Origin of the sequence: Psychrobacter sp. NG27 (genome assembly GCF_016106655.1) — a bacterium.
Lineage (GTDB): Bacteria > Pseudomonadota > Gammaproteobacteria > Pseudomonadales > Moraxellaceae > Psychrobacter.
In genome coordinates, this window is the sequence record NZ_JADGIN010000002.1 from 141,307 (window position 1) to 160,170 (window position 18,864).

Annotated in this window: 14 protein-coding genes and 1 riboswitch; of the genes, 10 read left to right on the top strand and 4 right to left on the bottom strand. The window is 45.1% G+C overall.

Features of this window, described 5'->3' with window-relative positions:
• Positions 1-35: 35 nt before the first annotated feature.
• Both IP485_RS04065 and IP485_RS04070 read right to left on the bottom strand, forming a co-directional pair.
• The gene (locus IP485_RS04065) at positions 36-293 is read right to left on the bottom strand and encodes a YheV family putative metal-binding protein (RefSeq protein WP_198326136.1); all 258 of its coding nucleotides are present in this window, start codon (positions 291-293) and stop codon (positions 36-38) included.
• Complete coding sequence (locus IP485_RS04070; protein ID WP_198326138.1) at positions 294-2,513, bottom strand: M3 family metallopeptidase; 2,220 nt, start codon at positions 2,511-2,513, stop codon at positions 294-296. It lies immediately after the preceding gene.
• 525 nt (positions 2,514-3,038) lie between these two features.
• On the opposite strand from IP485_RS04070, the gene IP485_RS04075 reads away from it, so the two are divergent.
• The 10 genes from IP485_RS04075 to IP485_RS04120 all read left to right on the top strand — a co-directional run bounded on the left by IP485_RS04075 (position 3,039) and on the right by IP485_RS04120 (position 17,331).
• A complete protein-coding gene (locus IP485_RS04075; RefSeq protein WP_198326139.1) occupies positions 3,039-4,151 on the top strand; it encodes a hypothetical protein in 1,113 nt (370 codons plus the stop codon).
• 529 nt (positions 4,152-4,680) lie between these two features.
• A riboswitch (guanidine-I (ykkC/yxkD leader) is annotated at positions 4,681-4,794 on the top strand.
• A gap of 45 nt (positions 4,795-4,839) precedes the next feature.
• Positions 4,840-5,604 carry an urea amidolyase associated protein UAAP1 gene (locus IP485_RS04080; RefSeq protein WP_198326140.1) on the top strand — a complete coding sequence of 255 codons (765 nt, stop codon included), beginning with the start codon at positions 4,840-4,842 and terminating at the stop codon, positions 5,602-5,604.
• Positions 5,605-5,769: 165 nt separating this feature from the next.
• On the top strand, positions 5,770-6,471 hold the full coding sequence (locus IP485_RS04085; protein WP_198326141.1) for an urea amidolyase associated protein UAAP2: 702 nt from the start codon (positions 5,770-5,772) through the stop codon (positions 6,469-6,471).
• A gap of 59 nt (positions 6,472-6,530) precedes the next feature.
• Positions 6,531-10,184, top strand: a complete 3,654-nt coding sequence (uca, locus tag IP485_RS04090) for an urea carboxylase (protein ID WP_198326142.1) — start codon at positions 6,531-6,533, stop codon at positions 10,182-10,184.
• A gap of 79 nt (positions 10,185-10,263) precedes the next feature.
• Entirely contained in the window at positions 10,264-12,090 is a 1,827-nt protein-coding gene (atzF, locus tag IP485_RS04095) for an allophanate hydrolase (protein WP_198326143.1), read from the top strand.
• 124 nt (positions 12,091-12,214) lie between these two features.
• A complete protein-coding gene (locus IP485_RS04100; RefSeq protein ID WP_198326144.1) occupies positions 12,215-13,240 on the top strand; it encodes an ABC transporter substrate-binding protein in 1,026 nt (341 codons plus the stop codon).
• 72 nt (positions 13,241-13,312) lie between these two features.
• Positions 13,313-14,254, top strand: coding sequence for an ABC transporter permease (locus tag IP485_RS04105; protein WP_198326146.1), 942 nt, complete (start codon positions 13,313-13,315; stop codon positions 14,252-14,254).
• A 15-nt stretch (positions 14,255-14,269) separates the two neighbouring features.
• Positions 14,270-15,190 carry an ABC transporter ATP-binding protein gene (locus IP485_RS04110; RefSeq protein ID WP_197175034.1) on the top strand — a complete coding sequence of 307 codons (921 nt, stop codon included), beginning with the start codon at positions 14,270-14,272 and terminating at the stop codon, positions 15,188-15,190.
• Positions 15,191-15,437: 247 nt separating this feature from the next.
• Positions 15,438-16,193 (top strand): endonuclease/exonuclease/phosphatase family protein, encoded by a 756-nt coding sequence (locus IP485_RS04115; RefSeq protein WP_197174835.1) that lies wholly within the window; start codon positions 15,438-15,440, stop codon positions 16,191-16,193.
• A gap of 142 nt (positions 16,194-16,335) precedes the next feature.
• Positions 16,336-17,331, top strand: coding sequence for an NADP-dependent oxidoreductase (locus tag IP485_RS04120; protein ID WP_198326148.1), 996 nt, complete (start codon positions 16,336-16,338; stop codon positions 17,329-17,331).
• Here the strand turns inward: IP485_RS04120 and IP485_RS04125 are convergent.
• Positions 17,328-17,945 carry an alpha-ketoglutarate-dependent dioxygenase AlkB family protein gene (locus IP485_RS04125; protein WP_198326149.1) on the bottom strand — a complete coding sequence of 206 codons (618 nt, stop codon included), beginning with the start codon at positions 17,943-17,945 and terminating at the stop codon, positions 17,328-17,330. The two genes, IP485_RS04120 and IP485_RS04125, sit on opposite strands and share 4 nt — an antisense overlap.
• Before the next feature lie 20 nt (positions 17,946-17,965).
• Positions 17,966-18,856 (bottom strand): alpha/beta fold hydrolase, encoded by an 891-nt coding sequence (locus IP485_RS04130; RefSeq protein ID WP_198326151.1) that lies wholly within the window; start codon positions 18,854-18,856, stop codon positions 17,966-17,968.
• Positions 18,857-18,864: the final 8 nt, after the last annotated feature.

Sequence of the window (18,864 nt, forward strand, 5' to 3'; positions counted from 1 at the left end):
GTAGCGATTAGGACTTGACGCGTAATATCAAATACTTAGGGTTTAAACTTCACAGTACCGCTCGTGCCTGTGCTCATGGCATCACGTGCAAGCTGATCTTCGAGATGGTTTTTGGCACTGATGGCATCTGGATCAGGACGATGCTCTGAATGTCCACATAAGGTACACTCGATGTATTCATCAGGTTCAGGAGCCATGATATTCACCTGTACCACCGCATCCACTTCTTGGCACTTTGGACAGCGGACGCCTGCTAAAAACCGACGTTTGGGGCTAGATGACTGATAGCGCATTTAGATAACCTCGTGCGTCGTCTGGGCATTGGCCGCAATATTAAGCTTTGCATCAAGAAAGCCACTATGGCGTAATAAGGCATCAATACTGGCACTACGGCCACGGAAGTTCTCGAAGTTAGTCTTGGCTGGGAAACTGCCACCAACCGATAGGATAGACTCACGGAAATCTTTACCCGTTGCTGGATTAAAGATACCGTCTTCTTCAAACTTACTAAATGCATCGGCAGATAGCAGCTCTGCCCATTTATAAGAGTAATAGCCAGCGGCATAGCCACCCGCGAAGATATGACTGAAGCCATTGGCAAAGCGGTTATAGTCGGGTGTCTGCATGACAGCAATATCGCTACGCACTGCATTTAGAGTGGCCAAAATACCATCATAATCAAGCGCTGGCGCGTGAGCATGAATCAGTAAATCAAAAAGGGCGAACTCGATTTGGCGAAGCGTTTGCAGTCCGCTTTGGAAGTTTTTGACGGCCAATAGTGCCTCAAGCTTTTCTTTAGGCAATGGCTCACCAGTGTCGACATGACTACTAATAAGTGCAATACCTTCGGCATCCCATGCCCAGTTTTCCATGAACTGGCTGGGCAGCTCAACCGCATCCCACTCAACACCGTTGACACCTGCGACATCGCCAACTGTCACTTGGGTCAATAAATGATGCAAGCCGTGACCGAATTCGTGGAACAACGTCAATACTTCATCATGTGTTAATAGGCTTGGTTTGCCCGCAAGTGCTGGCGTGAAATTGCCGACCATAAAGCAAACGGGTAGCTGTTTGTGGTTTTGTTCTTCATAAGTATAACGAGATTGAAAACCGCTCATCCAAGCGCCGCCACGCTTACCACTGCGCGCGAATAAATCAAAGTAGAAACCGCCAATCAGTTGATCGTCAACATCAAACAGCTGATAAAAGCGGACGTCATCGTGCCAGCGAGAGGCAGCCTGAACATCGGCATCGGCATCGGCATCAGCATCAGCATTGTCAAAGTCTTGCTCTTGTACTTTTATACCGTACAAGCGCTCGACAATGGCAAACAAGCCATTGATTACTGTCGGTAGTGGGAAGTAAGGACGAATCTCCTCTTGCGATAAACTAAATTCGCTTTGCTTCACCTTTTCAGCGATATAGGCGCTATCCCACGGTTGTAGCTCATCAATCCCGTAATCCTGCGCGTACTTTTGTAATTGTGCCAAATCTGATTTAGCCGCTAGAGTGGCTTGCACAGCCAAATCACGTAAGAAGGTTTCAACCTCTGACACACTGTCAGCCATTTTGGTCGATAGTGATACTTCAGCATAATTCTCAAAACCCAATAGCTTGGCCTTTTGCTCACGCAACGTGAGAATCTGACTCATAATATCGGCATTGTTTAGCGACTCACCTTTGGCATTGGTATGCGTATCAAATTCAGATGCACGCGTGACGTAGGCACGGTACATAGTCTCACGCAAATCACGATCATCAGCATGAGTCATAATAGCGAGATAGACAGGAATGTTTAGACTGGCCACGTAATAAGGAGTAGGGAGTGCATTTACATCCGTCTGACTAAGCGTACCGCTGGCAAGCTCACGAGCCTTATATTGCTCGCCTGCATCTGCTAATAATGCCAAACCGCTCTCTGTAAGTCCCTTCAATTGTAACTGCTCTAACGGCAGTGCAAACGCTTGGGTCGCATCTAAGATATGGTCTGAAAAGGTTGCTGATAAGGTGGATAGTTTGCTTTGAATGGTAGCAAATGTCTCTTGCTTATCCTTAGGCAGTGCGACCCCTGATAGCTCAAAACTGCGTAGTGCTAGCTCAATCGCACGCGCACGGGCAGGCTCAAGTGAGTCAAAGAATGCTGTGTCACTGACAATCGTTTGATAACGGCTAAATAATGGCTGATGTTGACCAACTCGCGTGCCATAAGCAGACAGTTTCGGTAGTAGCTCATGATGCACATGACGGATCTCATCGTTACTCATCACGCCATTGAGGTGCGACAAAATACCCCAGCTACGATCCAATGCCAAATTGATATGATCAAATTGCATCACATCTGCTAGTGCTTGTTCGGCGCTTATTTTCGCAGCGTTATCGCTTTCTATCACTGTCAATGTATCCAAGAAAGTATTGGCAGCATCAATGGCGTCAATAACTTGGCTCTGTAGGGTGCTTGGCGCAGTATCGGCAAAGTCGACGAGGCGCAAATCTGGAGAGGTAAGTGTCATAAAGGTATCCGATATTGATGAGTTATTATAGAGAAAATCTGGTGTTACATTATTTTGGTCACTGCTGACATATACGGCGCATTGTGATGCGAGTGGGTGACATTTTATAGTTAAGGTATATAAAAGATGGGTTCATTTAGTGAAAATACAACCTGAGTGCTCATAAACTGACCATGAAAGCTCAGGATATTGACACATGTGTGCTTTGGTTGAGATAGTCTACATATTGAACAATGCAGAGTGCTCTACTTACAAAGCGCTATCATTTGCTTGCAAATTAACCCTATAGCCAGTAAGGAGTAACTGTTAGCATCAATGTGAAGGAATATAAATATTGCCCGCTCATAGGGTATATTAATAGTATATAGATGGAAAACGACTGATAAAAGAAAAGCATGGTTGATTGTCTACAAGCGATCTACTAACGCCAATGCCAGTAAGCTGTAGAGCAAGAAGCTCTAATGCTGTGCTGGTGAAAATCCGTGTAAAATAGAAAGTAAATGATAATAAAACAAGGAGCAGTATATGAAAGCGACTCTTAAAAGTTTACGTGAAACCAAAGCCAATCCAGCGGTCAGTATCTTTGTTAAGACACATCGAGCGCATCCAGCCAATGAGCAAGATCCAATCGCTCTAAAAAATCAGCTAAAAGTCGTAGAAGATCGCTTAACCAAAGAATATGATAAGAGTACAGCGACAACTATCTTAGATAAGATTCATGCTAAGACCAGCGAATTAAACCATAATTATAACCTTGATACCTTAGCCATATTTGCCAGTACCGACGATGTACAAGTGATCCGTATGCCCATCGATACGACAGAGCGTGTGGTTATTTCGGACAGTTTTGCCACGCGCGACCTAGTTCGTGATATGGCAAGTGCCGTTCATTACTATACAGTCGTGCTGACCCGTGATAAGGCTCGCTTGATTGAAGCATCAAATGATCGTGTCATCAGAGAGTTTGATAAAGATGACGATGCACAAAATAACATGGAAAATATTCAGTTCCCTGTTGAGAATAATGGGTTATATACAACAGGTGACGGCGGTTCAGATCGCTCATCAAATAATGAGAGCAGCCATCTAAAAGAATACTTTAACCAAGTCGATAAAAGCGTACAAGAGCTGTGGGGCGAGCATAAAATGCCACTTGTGATTGTGGGTGATGCCAAAAATATAGGTTACTACAAAGAAGTCTGTGATCGTCCAGACAACATCATCGCCACGGTATCAAACGCCACCAATCTAGAGGATGGTAGTGCACAGCATATCGTTGATAGTGTGCAAGAATCTGTAGAAGGATATCGTACGTCATTACATCATGCTGCTTTGGGCGAGATTGACAAAGCCCGCGGTGCCAATATGTTACAGACGGATTTGCAGGAAGTATATCGTAGCGCGTTCCAAGGTGCTGGCGAGACCCTCTATGTACGCCGTGGCTATATACAATCTGCCAAAATTGATGAAAAAGCACAAACATTAAGTCTTGCAGATGACGTTACTGCAGAAGGGGTGACTGATGATGCCGTTGGCGAAATCATCGAGCACGTCATTCATAATGGCGGTGAGGCCGTGTTTATGCCACAAGATATTATGGGTGAAGATCAACCGATTGCCTTGGTCACTCGTTACTAATCTAACAGTGACTGCTATTAGCGATGTTCATTTATAAATGAGCCATTAATGACAGGTAGTTTTGATATGAGAGTACTGGTTCAACATGAGCCAGTGCTCTTTTTTTGTGTGAAGATACTTGTATTAATAGAGAGGAAGCCATCTTTTATCAATTTTGGGCGGTGCAGAGTAGGGCAGTCGTTATCATTGTGGTGCACCATGTTCTACTATAGTGCATTTTTAAATTTGGCAATTAGTCTCTCTAAAGTTTATTGGAATAATTATTTTGAATACTGTGAGCTTCGGATTTTAAGGTAGTGCTAGTAATATAAATATTGCGTACATCCTATATATATCAGTTGATTGAAGGAATTATTAGTATGATTTTTTAAAGATTTATTTGGCCAATATTATTGATTTTTTGCTGAGTAGATTTTCTTTTTAACTAAACATAAGCGATAAATTAAGCATTATAAATCTTAGCTGGCACAAGGCTTGCATCGTTGTTAGTACACGGTTAACTACCGTATATCATCAATCTAAGAGCTAAAAAAATGCCGTCTAGGGTTCCGATATAGTAGTAGATCATTTTCTAAAACTATATGACTGGTCCGAGAGATGGCGGTTCGAAAGAACTACACGGAGGGATAAAAGCCCGGGAGACTCTAAGTGACACTGTTCACTTAAGCTCATAACTGTGGAGTTTTTTATGTCATCCGTTTCAATTACTACTTCCGATAGCTCGTATTCAGATCGTTTTACCACGCCTCTACCAGGTGGCCATCATTGGTGTGGCCGTATCAATAAAAACACTGTATTAACGCTTAAATCACTGGCAGCCAATGCCAATGCTAGCCTATATGTGGTCAATGCTGATGAGAAGCTTGAACGCTTCAACATGCCAGATAGTCTAAAAGCACAACACACCTTATATTTATCTGAAGGTCACGTACTCTACTCCGATATGGGCCGAGTGCTAGCCTCTATTATCAGCGATGACCATGGCTGGAACGATGCCATTTGTGGCCCTAGCACCGCTGCTATGATCAGCTCACAATATGGCAAAAAAACCTTCCAAGATGCTCGTAACGAGCGCTATCAAAACGGTCTTGACGGACTACTAACAGAGATGTCGAAGTTTGCGCTAAATGAGCGCGACCTTACGGCAACGATAAACCTGTTCTCCAAAGTCACCCCCGATCTACAAGGGCAGCTGTCCTATATCGCTGCTGACAACACCAACCAATCTATCGCCCTACGGTTTGAGATGAATTGCTTAGTATTCATCTGTAATGCCCCGCACCCACTTGATCCATCAGACATCTATGATCCAGCTGATATTGAGCTAACCATTCAGCAAGCAGCGCCTATAGTGCCAAAGGCAGAGTTTGATATTTGCCGTGACTCTTGCTCGCAAAACCAACGCGGGTTTGAGAATAATGCACGCTATTTTGGCGACTATACGAACGCCTAACGAAAGGCAGTGTTCGATAGGCGAAAGCAGCTATTAAATGCTTATCAATTAAGTGGTTACCAATTTCTAATTTTTGACTGACAAAACGAGTTTTATAGGCTCATTCACATAACATTTATGCCTATAACGTTTACAACCAGTCATATCAACTAAGAGAGCAGACTCATGACAACTAACAATGATACTAAAAATAAAGATCAAGCTATTCAAAATCCAGCATCAACAACTTTAGAGTCAATCGATTCCAAGACGATCAAGCTACGTGAGGTTTGTGCTGCTGGAGAGGGATGGATGGCAGAGGTTAAGAAAAACCAGACCTTGCGTATTATAGATACCGAAGGCAATCAAGCGGTCGATACCTTGTTTATAAGCTGTGCCGATATTGCTGAACGTTATAGTGCCACGGATACATTGGCACAAAATCAAAAGCTGTTTTTAGAGATGGGTAGTCAGCTATTCACTAATAGAGGGCGCGTCATTGCCACTATCACAGATGACACCTGTGGTCGTCATGATACGTTGGGCGGTGCATGCTCATGTGAGAGTAATACCGTGCGTTATGCTCATGATACTTATCCTATGCATAGCTGCCGAAACAACTTTATGCATACTCTAGCAACGCATCCCATTGCTCAAAAATATGATCTGAACCTACGTCATGTCGGACCAAATATCAATTTCTTTATGAACGTGCCTATTACGCCTGATGGTAGTTTGGCGTTTGATGATGGCATCTCAGCCCCTGGCAAATACGTCGATATCACCGCTCAAATGGACATGATTGTCCTGATATCGAACTGTCCTCAGCTCAACAATCCCTGCAACGGCTATAACCCTACACCCATTGAGCTGGTGATTTATGAGTAAGTAAGCGATTTTCGAACAAGACGATACTGCCTATTAATGAGAATGCTGAGGAAGTTGTAATGTTTAAAAAAGTATTGATTGCCAATCGCGGTGCTATTGCTTGCCGAATTATACGTACCTTAAAGCAAATGGGCGTCGGCTCAGTCGTTGTCTATACCGATGTAGATCGAGGCTCACTACATGTCAGTCAGGCTGATGAAGCCATCAATATTGGCTCTGGCCCTGCCAGTGATAGTTACCTAAATATGGATAAAGTATTGCAAGCAGCGATTGATTCAGGCGCAGAAGCGATTCATCCTGGCTATGGGTTTTTATCAGAAAACGCGGCGTTCTGTGATCGCTGTACAGCGGCTGGTATTGCTTTTATTGGGCCAACCTCTGAGCAGCTGCTGAGTTTTGGGCTCAAGCATACGGCTCGTAAGCTCGCCATTGACAGCCAAGTGCCATTGTTGCCTGGTAGCGAACTGCTACAAGATGTGGACGAAGCATTATGTGAGGCCGAGCGTATTGGCTACCCTGTCATGCTAAAAAGCACTGCAGGCGGCGGCGGTATCGGCATGCGTCTGGTATGGAATGAGGTCGAACTAAAGGATGCTTATGAGTCTGTGCATCATTTGGCACAAAGCAACTTCAGTGATGCTGGGCTATATCTCGAAAAATTTGTAGAGCATGCTCGCCATATCGAAGTGCAAGTGTTTGGTAACGGGGCAGGTAATATCATCACTTTAGGAGAGCGTGACTGTTCTATCCAGCGTCGTAATCAAAAAGTGATTGAAGAAACACCAGCGCCGCTATTATCAGATGCACAAAGACAAAACCTACAAGCGGTGGCTACTAAGTTGATGCAACAAGTCAACTATCGCTCTGCTGGTACCGTTGAGTTTGTGATGGATGTGTCTACGCAAGACTTCTATTTCTTGGAAGTGAACACACGCTTGCAAGTTGAACATGGCGTCACAGAAGAAATCTATCACGTGGACCTAGTACGCTGGATGATTGAGCTGGCTGCAGGCGAGTTCGTGTTACCAGAGTTGCCATTGCATGCATCAGGACATTCAATTCAGGTGCGTCTGTATGCAGAAGACCCTGTCAAAAGCTTTCAGCCAAGTACGGGGATTTTAACGGATGCTTATTTTGACCCAGCCGCTCGTGTCGAGACTTGGATAGAAACAGGCAGTGAGATATCAGCCTTTTATGACCCGATGCTAGCAAAAATCATTGTCACGGCACCTGATCGCAAGCAAGCACTGGAGAGAATGAGTCAAAGTTTAGCCGTGTCACGTATGGCAGGTCTTGAAACCAATCTTGAGTATTTGCAGCAGATAGTGGCCTCAGAGACATTTCATGCAGGCGAGCAGACTACAAGATTTTTGAACACTTTTACGTGGCTCAGTCAAAAAATTGAAGTGTTGCAGTCGGGCGTACAGACGGCCGTACAAGATGTACTTGGCCGAGAAGGCTACTGGGATGTGGGCGTACCACCATCAGGGGCAATAGATGGTCTGAGTCTCAATACGGGTAATCAGCTGTTGGGCAATCCATTTAACACCGCAGGTCTTGAATGCGTGGTTACAGGACCGACCTTATTGTTCCATTGCGACAGTCAGATTGCCATTACTGGCGGTAACATGGCTTGTACCTTGGATGGTGTAGAGCAGCCGATGTGGCAAACCATTCCTATACGTAAAGGTCAAAAACTTATTTGTGGCAATATCACCTCAGGCTGCCGAAGCTATATCGCTATCAAGGGTGGCATAGATGTTCCTGAGTATTTGGGTAGTCAAGCGACCTTTAGTTTAGGCCAGTTTGGTGGTCATGCTGGTCGTAACTTACTTATCGGCGACATGCTACCGGTTGTACAGTGCGATACGTCTATTGCTACTAAAACCTTATCTGCTGCACAGCAACCAGCGTTTAATGGACTATGGCAAATCGCGGTCATGTATGGACCACACGGCGCGCCAGATTTCTTTACGGACGATGATGTGACGAAGTTCTTTGAACATGAATGGGAGGTGCATCATAACTCTAGCCGTACCGGTATACGTCTAGTCGGACCCAAACCTGAATGGGCGCGTGAAGATGGCGGCGAGGCAGGACTACATCCCTCAAATATCCATGACAATGCCTATGCTGTTGGTGCGATTGACTTCACAGGTGACATGCCGATCATTTTAGGTCCTGATGGCCCAAGCCTCGGTGGCTTTGTGTGTTTAAGCGTCATTGTTGCAGGTGAACGCTGGAAAATGGGACAGCTCAAGGCAGGTGATCGAGTGCAGTTTGTCCCTGTCCGCTACGATCAAGCAGCACAATTACATCAGCGTTACGATGACATGCTACGGGCTGATCACTGTGATTTGGTGGATTATGATTTACCCATTCATACAGAAAACGCGACTTTGCAGACAGCCATATTAGACACTTTACCCATCAATAACGACCAACCAAAAGTGGTGTATCGCCCTGCTGGAGACAGCTATATATTGATTGAGTATGGCGAGCAGGTGCTTGATTTTCAATTGCGCTTCCGCGTTCAGGCGTTGATGGAGTGCCTACAAGCACAGCATATCGATGCCATCATCGACATGACGCCAGGTATTCGCTCGTTATTAGTGCATTACCATTCATTAAAATTGCCACAGGCAGCACTGCTGGCAATCCTCAAGCAAGCAGAAAGTGCATTGCCCGATATTAAGCACATGCAAGTGCCGTCCAGAATTGTTCATCTACCTATGGCGTGGGCTGACTCTCAGACTAAGCTAGCAACTGAGAAGTATCAGCAACTTGTCTATCCTGACGCACCTTGGTGCCCTGACAACATCGAATTTATCAGACGTATCAACGGCTTGGACTCTGCCCAAGCGGTCAAAGATATTGTCTATGATGCCAGCTATTTGGTTATGGGACTTGGTGATGTCTATTTGGGTGCGCCTGTTGCCACACCGCTTGATCCAAGACATCGTTTGGTCACCACCAAATACAATCCTGCCAGAACATGGACGCCAGAGAATGCGGTGGGTATCGGCGGCGCTTATATGTGTATCTACGGTATGGAAGGCCCAGGCGGCTATCAGTTCGTCGGTAGGACGCTACAAATCTGGAACCGCTATCGCTCGCATCCAAGCTTTGAAGCGGAAAAACCGTGGCTGCTACGATTCTTTGATCAGATTCGCTTTTATGAAGTCAGTGAAGAAGAGCTGTTATCGATGCGTACTGCCTTTAAAGCGGGTGAGCTATCGATCGAGGTTGAAGATAGTGTGTTAAACCTCGCTGAGTATTACGATATGTTGAGTGAAAATAAAGACAGTATTCAGACGTTCAAAGATCAGCAGCAAGCCAACTTTGATGCTGAACGACAACGCTGGAAGCAACAAGGCCTTGACCAGTATGTTGGCGAAGATATCGACGCGGTAGAAGTGTCATCAGAGGTCTCTGTACCTGAGGGCGGGGTAGTCGTCAAAGCTCATATGATGGGCAGTGTCTGGAAGATTTCTTGCGCGGTAGGTGATGTAGTCGACGAGAGGCAGACCCTAGCAATCATAGAAGCCATGAAAATTGAGATACCAATTGTCTCACCCGTTGCGATGCAGGTCGTGAGTATTGAAATTGAGATTGGTACTACAGTGAAACCCGAGCAACCGTTATTTGTACTTGCACCCATTACTGCTCACGAGACATTGGTGGCAGACTCAAACGCACACGAAGAAAGCTGATGCTGTACGAACTCATCTAGACGATAGTGAGATAGCAAAACAACGATAAAAATGGCGAAGAATAATAGAGAGAGCAACTATGCAAAAGAATTGGACGATCAAAGATTGGCAAAGCGCTTATGCCGAAGGAACTGCCCAACTAAGTGATCTACTGGATTATGTGGCGGGTATTAGCAATGACAATAATGCTTGGATTGAGATTGCAACTTCTGAGCAATTAACCGCACAGATTGATAGTATCGCCGCGCAAACTCCTCAAGACTTACCGCTATACGGCATACCATTTGCGGTAAAAGACAACATCGATGTGGCAGGGTTTCATACCACGGCAGGGTGTACAGATCCTTTGTATTTGGCTGACAAAGACGCGCATGTGATCGCCAAGCTCAAATCAGCAGGCGCTATCGTCATCGGCAAAACCAATCTTGACCAGTTCGCGACAGGACTGGTAGGTACGCGCTCACCTTATGGGGCAGTGGCCAACAGTTTCAATCCTGACTATATCAGTGGTGGCTCAAGCTCAGGCTCTGCGGTAAGTGTGGCAAATGGCATCGTGCCTTTTGCATTAGGAACGGATACAGCAGGCTCTGGACGTGTGCCTGCGGGTCATAACAATATAGTGGGTTTGAAGCCTACAAAAGGCTGGTTCTCCAGTACGGGTCTCATTCCCGCTTGTCGATTACATGATGTGATTTCTATTTTTGCACTGGGTGTTGATGATGCGTGGCACGTAGCACAGCTGATGAAGGGCTACGATAAAGAGGATGATTACAGTCGTATCCATCCTGCCACTGTGCCAGTCGCCTTTAGCCTTGGCAAAATCGCTATCCCTGATATTTTAGAGTTCTATGGTGATACCGAGTCAGAGCAGGCTTTTGAGATAGCCATCTCGCAGCTACAGACGATGGGTTATGAGATCACACCGATAGACTTTACCGTCTTTAATGAGTTAGCAGATGCGCTCTATAACGACAGCTGGGTTAGTGAACGCACCTTTGCCATTGATCAGCTCGTCGAGCGTGACACATTGTTGCCTGTCACTCGCCAAATCATCAGTCAAGCTGAGAACTACAATGCGGTTGATGCGATGAGTGCTGAGTATTCTCGTGCTGCATTAAGTCGCCGTATTCAACAAACGCTATCTGAATTTGACGCATTAATGGTGCCAACCGCACCAACCATCTATACCATCGATGCGGTCAATGCCGACCCGTTAACGAAAAACAGTCACATGGGTGCTTATACTAATTTTGTGAATCTAGCGGACTTGTCGGCGTTGGCGTTGCCGAATCTAATCGCTAGAGATGGCCTGCCGCGCGGTGTGACCTTTATCGCTATGGGCTGGCATGACGAAGCTTTAGCCAATTTTGGTCATCAGTGGCAGACCGCTCTGGATATACCAATGGGAACCTCTAACCATCGTTATCACTCCGGCACCTCTCAAACACAAACAGCTCAATCTGAACAACCACAACCGCTTATTCCACTGAGTACAGATGGCAGTGATAGTAGCGTGGCGTTAGCCGTGGTTGGTGCGCATTTGAGTGGTATGCCGCTCAATTATCAGCTGACCGATAGAGGCGGTGTGTTGTCCGAACAAACCCAAACGGCAGCAACTTATCAGCTCTTTGCATTGGCAGGATCGACACCTGCCAAACCGGGACTGAAACGCCATGATGAAGGACGCTCTATTGCGGTAGAAGTTTGGAGAATTCCTAGAGCGAGATTTGGCGATATCGTCAACGAAGTACCTGCGCCATTAGGCATCGGTAATGTTGAATTGGCAGACGGACGTTGGGTCAAGAGCTTCATTTGTGAAGAATATGGGTTTAAAGGCGGTACAGATGTGACCGCGTTCGGTGGTTGGAAAGCTTATATAGCCAAGCAGTCAGAGCCCGTAACTTAGACTGACTCAATTGACTTATGATCCAAAAATAGTAGCGCCAGTAATATTCTCTCTCGTGGTATTGCAAACAATAATCAACGGACATTCCCATAATGGGCCTGTCTTTATTCAAGGAGCAAGACTCATGAATCGACGCTTATTTACTTTTGCGGTTCTCTCAAGCTTTATGCTATTTGGTTGTGACAACACGGCCACCGTGTCAGCACCTGAAGGGGAAGCGGCACCAGAAAATGTCACTGCCTCAAATGATGAACCGATTTCTATCGGCTACAGTGATTGGCCTGGCTGGGTAGCGTGGCAGATTGCGATTGATAAAGGCTGGTTTGATGAAGCTGGCGTGAATGTTGAGTTTAAATGGTTTGATTACTCTGCCTCGTTATCTGCTTTTGCATCAAGCCAGTTGGATGCCATCTCTGTCACCAATGGCGACAATCTAGTCAACGCTGCGAGTGGTAGTGAGGGCATCATTATCTTGGTCAATGACTACTCAGCAGGTAATGATCAGATCATCGTTAAACCCTCTATTACTAGCATAGCCGACCTAAAAGGCAAGTCAATCGGTGTCGAAAAAGGCTTAGTAGATCATTTACTGCTCAACAGTGCACTGGCTGACAACGGATTGACAGAGGCTGATGTAACACTGGTAAATGCCACTACAAACGAGTTACCGCAAGTCTTCACAAATGACAGTATTGATGCCATTGCTATCTGGCAGCCTAATGCCAACCAAGCACTGAAAAACGTGCCAAGTGCAAAAGCCATCTATACCTCAGCGGATGAGCCAGGTCTTATTTATGACACGTTAGCCGTCAGTCCAGCCAGTCTGTCTGCGCACAAGGCAGAGTATGCCAAAATTATTCAGGTGTGGGGCAAAGTTGTCAACTATATCAATGATCCAGCGACTAGAGATGATGCGATTAGCATTATGTCTAACAAAGTCAATGTCCCTGCCGATCAGTACAGTGCCTTCTTAGATGGGACAAAACTGATGAGCCTTGAGGACAATAAAAAGATTTTTGCAAAGTCTGATGAGCTGAGCTCTATTTATGGGTCAAGCTATCATGTCAACCAGTTCAATATTGATAATAAAGTTTATGATCAAAAGCTCGACATAGATAAATTGATCTATCCTGATTTGATTAATAAGTAAGGATAACTGCTTTTTCATTTATTACAAAGGCAGTGGTTGTCGAGTCTTTATCATCGTTTTAGAGGGTAGTCTATGAGTCATATCAATACATATCTCACCAAGAAAACCACGCTTGGGCTCAATGTACTCTCGTTTTTGATTCCAATCTTAATATGGTGTGCGGTCAGCTATCTGCCTTTTATTTGGCATCCGCAAGTTGAGATTACCGATGCAGGCGGAAGTACTTATTTACAAGAGGGCAGCCGTATTGATAAAGAGGTATTTTACCGTGAGGCACAGGATGCGATGGCCTCTGATGCAGTACCGCCGCAAGGCAAGCTGGTCAATCCTGTCTACTTGCCAGCACCTGATGAGGTAGCCACAGCGATGGTCACTGCGTTTGTCACCCCGCCTGCGCAAGCGGATGGCCCTTGGTTGCATGAGAGTCTCTGGCAGAGTATCCGTACGGTGTTTATTGCTTTTTTTATCTCATCTATCGTCGGTATACCGCTAGGTCTGCTGTGCGGTTTTTCTCAGAAAATCGCACAAATCACTCAGCCTTTCGTAGAGTTCTTTCGTTACCTACCAGCGCCAGCATTCGGGCCTTTGGCCGTGGCAGTGCTCGGTATCTACGACGGACCAAAAATTGCCATCATCGTGATTGGGACTCTATTTCAACAGATTCTAATCATTGCAAATACCACGCGCACCATGGATCTTGGTTTGATTGAGGCAGGCTACACGCTAGGCACGACCAAACTAAAAAGCTTCTTTTATGTACTGCTGCCTGCAGTCTTGCCTGATGTCTATCGAGACCTGCGTGTTCTACTGGGATGGGCGTGGACGTATCTGATTGTCGCTGAACTGATAGGGACGACGTCCGGTATTACATGGTTTATTGTGCAACAAGCCCGCTACCAGCATTTTGATAACGTCTATGCAGGTATTCTACTCATTGGGTTTATCGGTTTAGGTACAGATATCTTGTTGTACCAGCTCGGTAAAAAACTCTTCAAATGGAAAGCGAGTATTTAAATGATAAATAACGATATGGTCTCTTCCGTCCCTACAGATAGTGCACGCACCACCCATAGCGGTGCCACTGATGATTATTTCAAAGCGCTTTATCAGCGAGATGTGGTGCTGCAAGTTGATCAACTGACACAATCGTTTGATCAAGGTGGTAGCCAAAAAGTGATATTGAAGGATGTCAGCCTAAAAATCTATGAGCGTGAGTTTGTATGTGTGATTGGGCCTTCTGGTTGCGGTAAATCAACATTGGGTCGTATCGTTGCAGGCTTAGATGCGTATCCTAGCGGCGAGGTGATCGTTGATAAAGAAAAAGTCAAAGGCCCAAGCGCCAGTCGTGGCATGGTTTTTCAAGGCTATACGTTATTTCCTTGGAAGACTGTCAAAGAGAATGTGATGTTTGGCCCTATCATGGGTGGCCGCAGCAAGTCGAGTGCAGAGCGTAGCGCTCGTGAATGGCTTGATGTGGTTGGACTGACCAAGTACGAAAACCACTATCCACATCAGCTGTCTGGCGGTATGAAGCAGCGTGTTGCGATTGCGCGAGCGCTGGTCAATGAGCCAAAAGTATTGATCATGGATGAGCCTTTTGGCGCACTTGATCCTTACACGCGTCAAAAAATGCAGAAGCATTTGCTAGATTTGTGGCGCAATATTGATATTACCATCGTATTTATTACGCATGACATGGATGAGGCAGTATTACTGTCAGATCGTATCGTTGTGCTAAAGGCCAATCCAGGTGAGGTACAAGAGATTATTGAAGTGCCGCTCGCACGGCCTCGTTCTCCTGATATTGTGACAGACAGTCATTTTTTACAACTAAAAGCTCATATCAATAGTATTGTTCACAATCCACAGCCTGTTATTGATCCTGCGTTGACAGATATGCCAGATATTCCACGTATGACGCCTTTGGATATAAACAAATCAGTAACATAACCATTTATATTAAATTATCAATGGCATCATGTAGCATTAATTTTAACCAGCACGATCGTTGTTAGCCATACGGCGCATTGGTTGTGCTTTATCGTATTGAGTCATAAAGACTATGATCTATTTATCAGTTTCTCTTAGCAATACTACTACGAGTTATCTCTGATTAACTGCTGCTGATAAATACGACTGCTGTTATACTCAGTAGCGTATTCATCTGCTTGCTGATCTTTTTATGACGAACGAAATTATGACTACCACCTCTTTTGTGCTGACCAGCTACAATATTCACAAAGGCATGTCACCACTGAACCGCCAAGTAAAAATGCAAGGTATTGCTAAAGCACTAGAAGCTGCGGGTGCGGATATACTGTGCTTGCAAGAAGTGCAAGGACAAAACCTCAAGCGCAACATACAATACAACGAATACCCAGATCAGTCGCAGCACGAATGGTTTGGCGAGTTTTTAGATCTAGAAAACAGCTATGGTAAAAACTCAGAATACGAGAACGGCCATCATGGCAATGCCGTATTGAGCAGATTTCCGTTAGATCCAAAACACAATGTCAATATCACCGTCAATAAACTTGAGCAACGCGGCGTCTTACACTGTGAGGTACAGCCTATCGGTTGGGAGCGACCTGTCGTTGTGTTATGCGCGCATTTAAATCTGTTTGAGCGTGATCGTATTAAGCAGTATGAAGCCATTACTAACTATATATGTCATGAGATTTCTGATGATCAGCCATTGATTTTGGCAGGCGACTTTAATGATTGGAAGAAAATGTCTTGCGATAAACTGGCGCATGATCTTGGTATGACCGAAGCCTTTAAACATTGCCATGGCAAGCTAATGCCGACGTTCCCAGCCAAGTTACCCGTACTCAGCCTAGATCGTATCTATGTACGCAATCTGGTTGTTAAGGACGCTTGGGTACACACTGGCAAACCATGGTCAACGCTATCAGATCATCTGCCAATTAGCGCAGAATTGGCTTTGCTATAAAATAGCGATAAAGTACTAAAAAAATAATGAGAAAAGTTCTATAAAATTAAGCTTCTATAAAATGCAGCCTTTATCAAATAAAGTGTCAATCAAAAAATGGGCGCAAAATAAATCGTCCGATAACATATAAGGATATATAACGATGTCTAATAATCAAATACCAAATACTCAGCATGCGGTGCTCATACGTGAATTTGGCGCGCCTGAAGTGATGCAATATCAAGATGGTGTAGCGATGCCAGAATTGGTGGAAGACCAAGTATTAATAAAAATTGCCTACGCTGGCATCAACCCTGTCGATTATAAAACACGTCAAGGTAAGGGTTGGGGAGCGGCTGCCATCCAAAAAGAAAAATTCGACAATGACCAGCCTGCAATTTTAGGTTTTGATGTAGCAGGCGAAGTAGTCAGCAGTAATAGCGACGAGTTTGCTATCGGGGATAGAGTGGCCGCTTTGAGTTTTAGCGGTTGCGGCTATGCACAATATGCGGCAGTAGATGCCAAGCTACTCGCAAAAGTGCCAGAAAATGTCACATTAGAGCAAGCAGGGGCATTGCCTTGTATCGGCCAGACGGCGTTACAGTTTGTGGATTTTGCGGATATAAAAGCAGGCGAACATGTGGTGATCAATGCGCCAGCAGGCGGCGTCGGACATTTATTGATTCAATTGCTCATGAATAAAGTGGCGCAAGATAATATCAAAGTAACGGTAATTTGCTCGCCGGAAAAGTACGCCAAGCTTGATGAATTGATAGATGTATCTAAGCTGACTGGCTGGATTGATTATACTAAGGATGAGGCGTTCCCTGAGCTGCAAGCGGATGTGCTGTTAGATTTGGTGGGCGGTGATGCAGGTATACGAGCGCTTAGCGTGATCAAGCCCGAAGGGCATGTCTATGTATTACCCACCATTTGGGTAGATAAGCTCAAAGAAGCGGGTAGTCAAAAGAACTTAAATGTGGCCGGTTATAAGTCGCAACGTAATGGTGAAGATATGGCGCGTGTTTTGCAGCAAGTCGCTGATGGCAAGCTGACGCTAAAGATTCAAAAAATCTATCCACTCTCTGAAGTCGTTGCCGCTCACCATGAGCTGCAAAAAGGCGACGCCTTTGGCAAGATAGTTTTGAAAGCTGACTAGCTCAAAACCATCTGCCTAAACGTCAGGCTAATACGCCCTTCTGAGACTTTTTTAGTTTTCGTAATGGTGTGTTTCCAAAAGGTTTGTGTGTCACCATGCATCACAACTAACTGACCAGACTCAAGATAAAATTCAACTTTATCTTGAGTTTTTTTATGTTTAAACACAAATTTTCGTGTTGCACCAAGAGATAGCGAGGCGATAACTGGCTGAGTACCCAGCTCTTTTTCATCATCTGCATGATAGCCCATACCATCAACACCAGAAGGGTAATAGTTAAGCAAGCAAGTATTAAAATGGGCAATAACCCCAGTTTTTGCTAAAGCTTGCTCAATATACTGTTTCACGTGGAACACTGTACTTGACCATGGCACTGTTTGCCGCACATGCCCTGAGTATTGATAGTCTGCCTCTGTATCTCCCATCCAGACGATTTGTCGAGTCGTCACGTGAGTCTTACCAAACAACGTCACGATATCTGATTGCCAAGGAAGGCCGGTGAGTAAGGTGTTATAAAGGGTGTTGGCGTCATCGATAATTACCCCTAAATCGTTCACATTACCATCATAGGGTAGTAAATTATCGGTGGGCGCAGGGGCAAAGAGATCAGTCATAGGTTAGTCGTCTTAAGTCCTTATTGGCTGTTTTGATAATGCTCATTGATGATCCTAGCGCACAGTTCAGGCGCCTCCATTGGCAAAAGATGACCGTAATCTGACAGCGAGATGATACTGCTATTTGGGACAAATTTTTGCCATTGTTTTCGCACTTTGTTATTAATGAATAAGGTAGGCTTACCCGTAATCAAGGTATACGGACAGTGCAGTTTTTTGAGCGCCGCATCAATATGAGGTGCGCCAAAATAGTTGGCGAGCTCTTGCTCAGGCGCGAATATCAACGTATAGCGACCATCTTTATTTTTGCTCAAGCTTTGCTCGGCAAACACTTGCAAATGCTTATCGCTGATACGTTTATAGGCTCGCTGCGCCCGTAGGCTCTCATAGTAATTATGGACGCTCGGCCAAGTAGATTGCTTGATTAACGTGCTTTTAAAAGGCTCACGGTTCAGCAAAAGCTTACGCGGTAATAAGTTATATAAGGTGGCTTGGTTTTTGGTAAAGGTCACAGGCTCTATGAGATACAGCTGCGAAAATAACTCTGGACGTTTGGCTGCTGCAATGGCGGTAGCTGTTGCGCCTTGCGAATGACCAATGCCAACGACAGGGTTGTCTTGGGTTTTTTCTAAGAACTCAATCAGCATGTCGGCATCTTGCTCACGCGTAAGGCGACGGCTTTGAGGTTTGTCATACCAGTAGCCACGCAGGGCGAGGGAGCTGATATCAAACTCAGTCGCCAGCTCACTTAATAGTGGCGTATAGGTACCAACGGTAAAACTATTACCGCTATAAAAATGTGCTGGCGCGCGTGGGGTAGTGCTGGATTCTAATGGCTGATTAAATTGGCTAAGATTATAATAGCGTGCTTGTTTTCCGCCAATATCAATGCTGTTTGTGAATGCTTCCATAAAATAGA

Bases quoted from the DNA above. Each gene is read 5' to 3' on its own strand.
- IP485_RS04065 (WP_198326136.1), bottom strand. From the start codon at position 293: ATGCGCTATCAGTCATCTAGCCCCAAACGTCGGTTTTTAGCAGGCGTC.
- IP485_RS04070 (WP_198326138.1), bottom strand. From the start codon at position 2,513: ATGACACTTACCTCTCCAGATTTGCGCCTCGTCGACTTTGCCGATACT.
- IP485_RS04075 (WP_198326139.1), top strand. From the start codon at position 3,039: ATGAAAGCGACTCTTAAAAGTTTACGTGAAACCAAAGCCAATCCAGCG.
- IP485_RS04080 (WP_198326140.1), top strand. From the start codon at position 4,840: ATGTCATCCGTTTCAATTACTACTTCCGATAGCTCGTATTCAGATCGT.
- IP485_RS04085 (WP_198326141.1), top strand. From the start codon at position 5,770: ATGACAACTAACAATGATACTAAAAATAAAGATCAAGCTATTCAAAAT.
- uca (WP_198326142.1), top strand. From the start codon at position 6,531: ATGTTTAAAAAAGTATTGATTGCCAATCGCGGTGCTATTGCTTGCCGA.
- atzF (WP_198326143.1), top strand. From the start codon at position 10,264: ATGCAAAAGAATTGGACGATCAAAGATTGGCAAAGCGCTTATGCCGAA.
- IP485_RS04100 (WP_198326144.1), top strand. From the start codon at position 12,215: ATGAATCGACGCTTATTTACTTTTGCGGTTCTCTCAAGCTTTATGCTA.
- IP485_RS04105 (WP_198326146.1), top strand. From the start codon at position 13,313: ATGAGTCATATCAATACATATCTCACCAAGAAAACCACGCTTGGGCTC.
- IP485_RS04110 (WP_197175034.1), top strand. From the start codon at position 14,270: ATGGTCTCTTCCGTCCCTACAGATAGTGCACGCACCACCCATAGCGGT.
- IP485_RS04115 (WP_197174835.1), top strand. From the start codon at position 15,438: ATGACTACCACCTCTTTTGTGCTGACCAGCTACAATATTCACAAAGGC.
- IP485_RS04120 (WP_198326148.1), top strand. From the start codon at position 16,336: ATGTCTAATAATCAAATACCAAATACTCAGCATGCGGTGCTCATACGT.
- IP485_RS04125 (WP_198326149.1), bottom strand. From the start codon at position 17,945: ATGACTGATCTCTTTGCCCCTGCGCCCACCGATAATTTACTACCCTAT.
- IP485_RS04130 (WP_198326151.1), bottom strand. From the start codon at position 18,856: ATGGAAGCATTCACAAACAGCATTGATATTGGCGGAAAACAAGCACGC.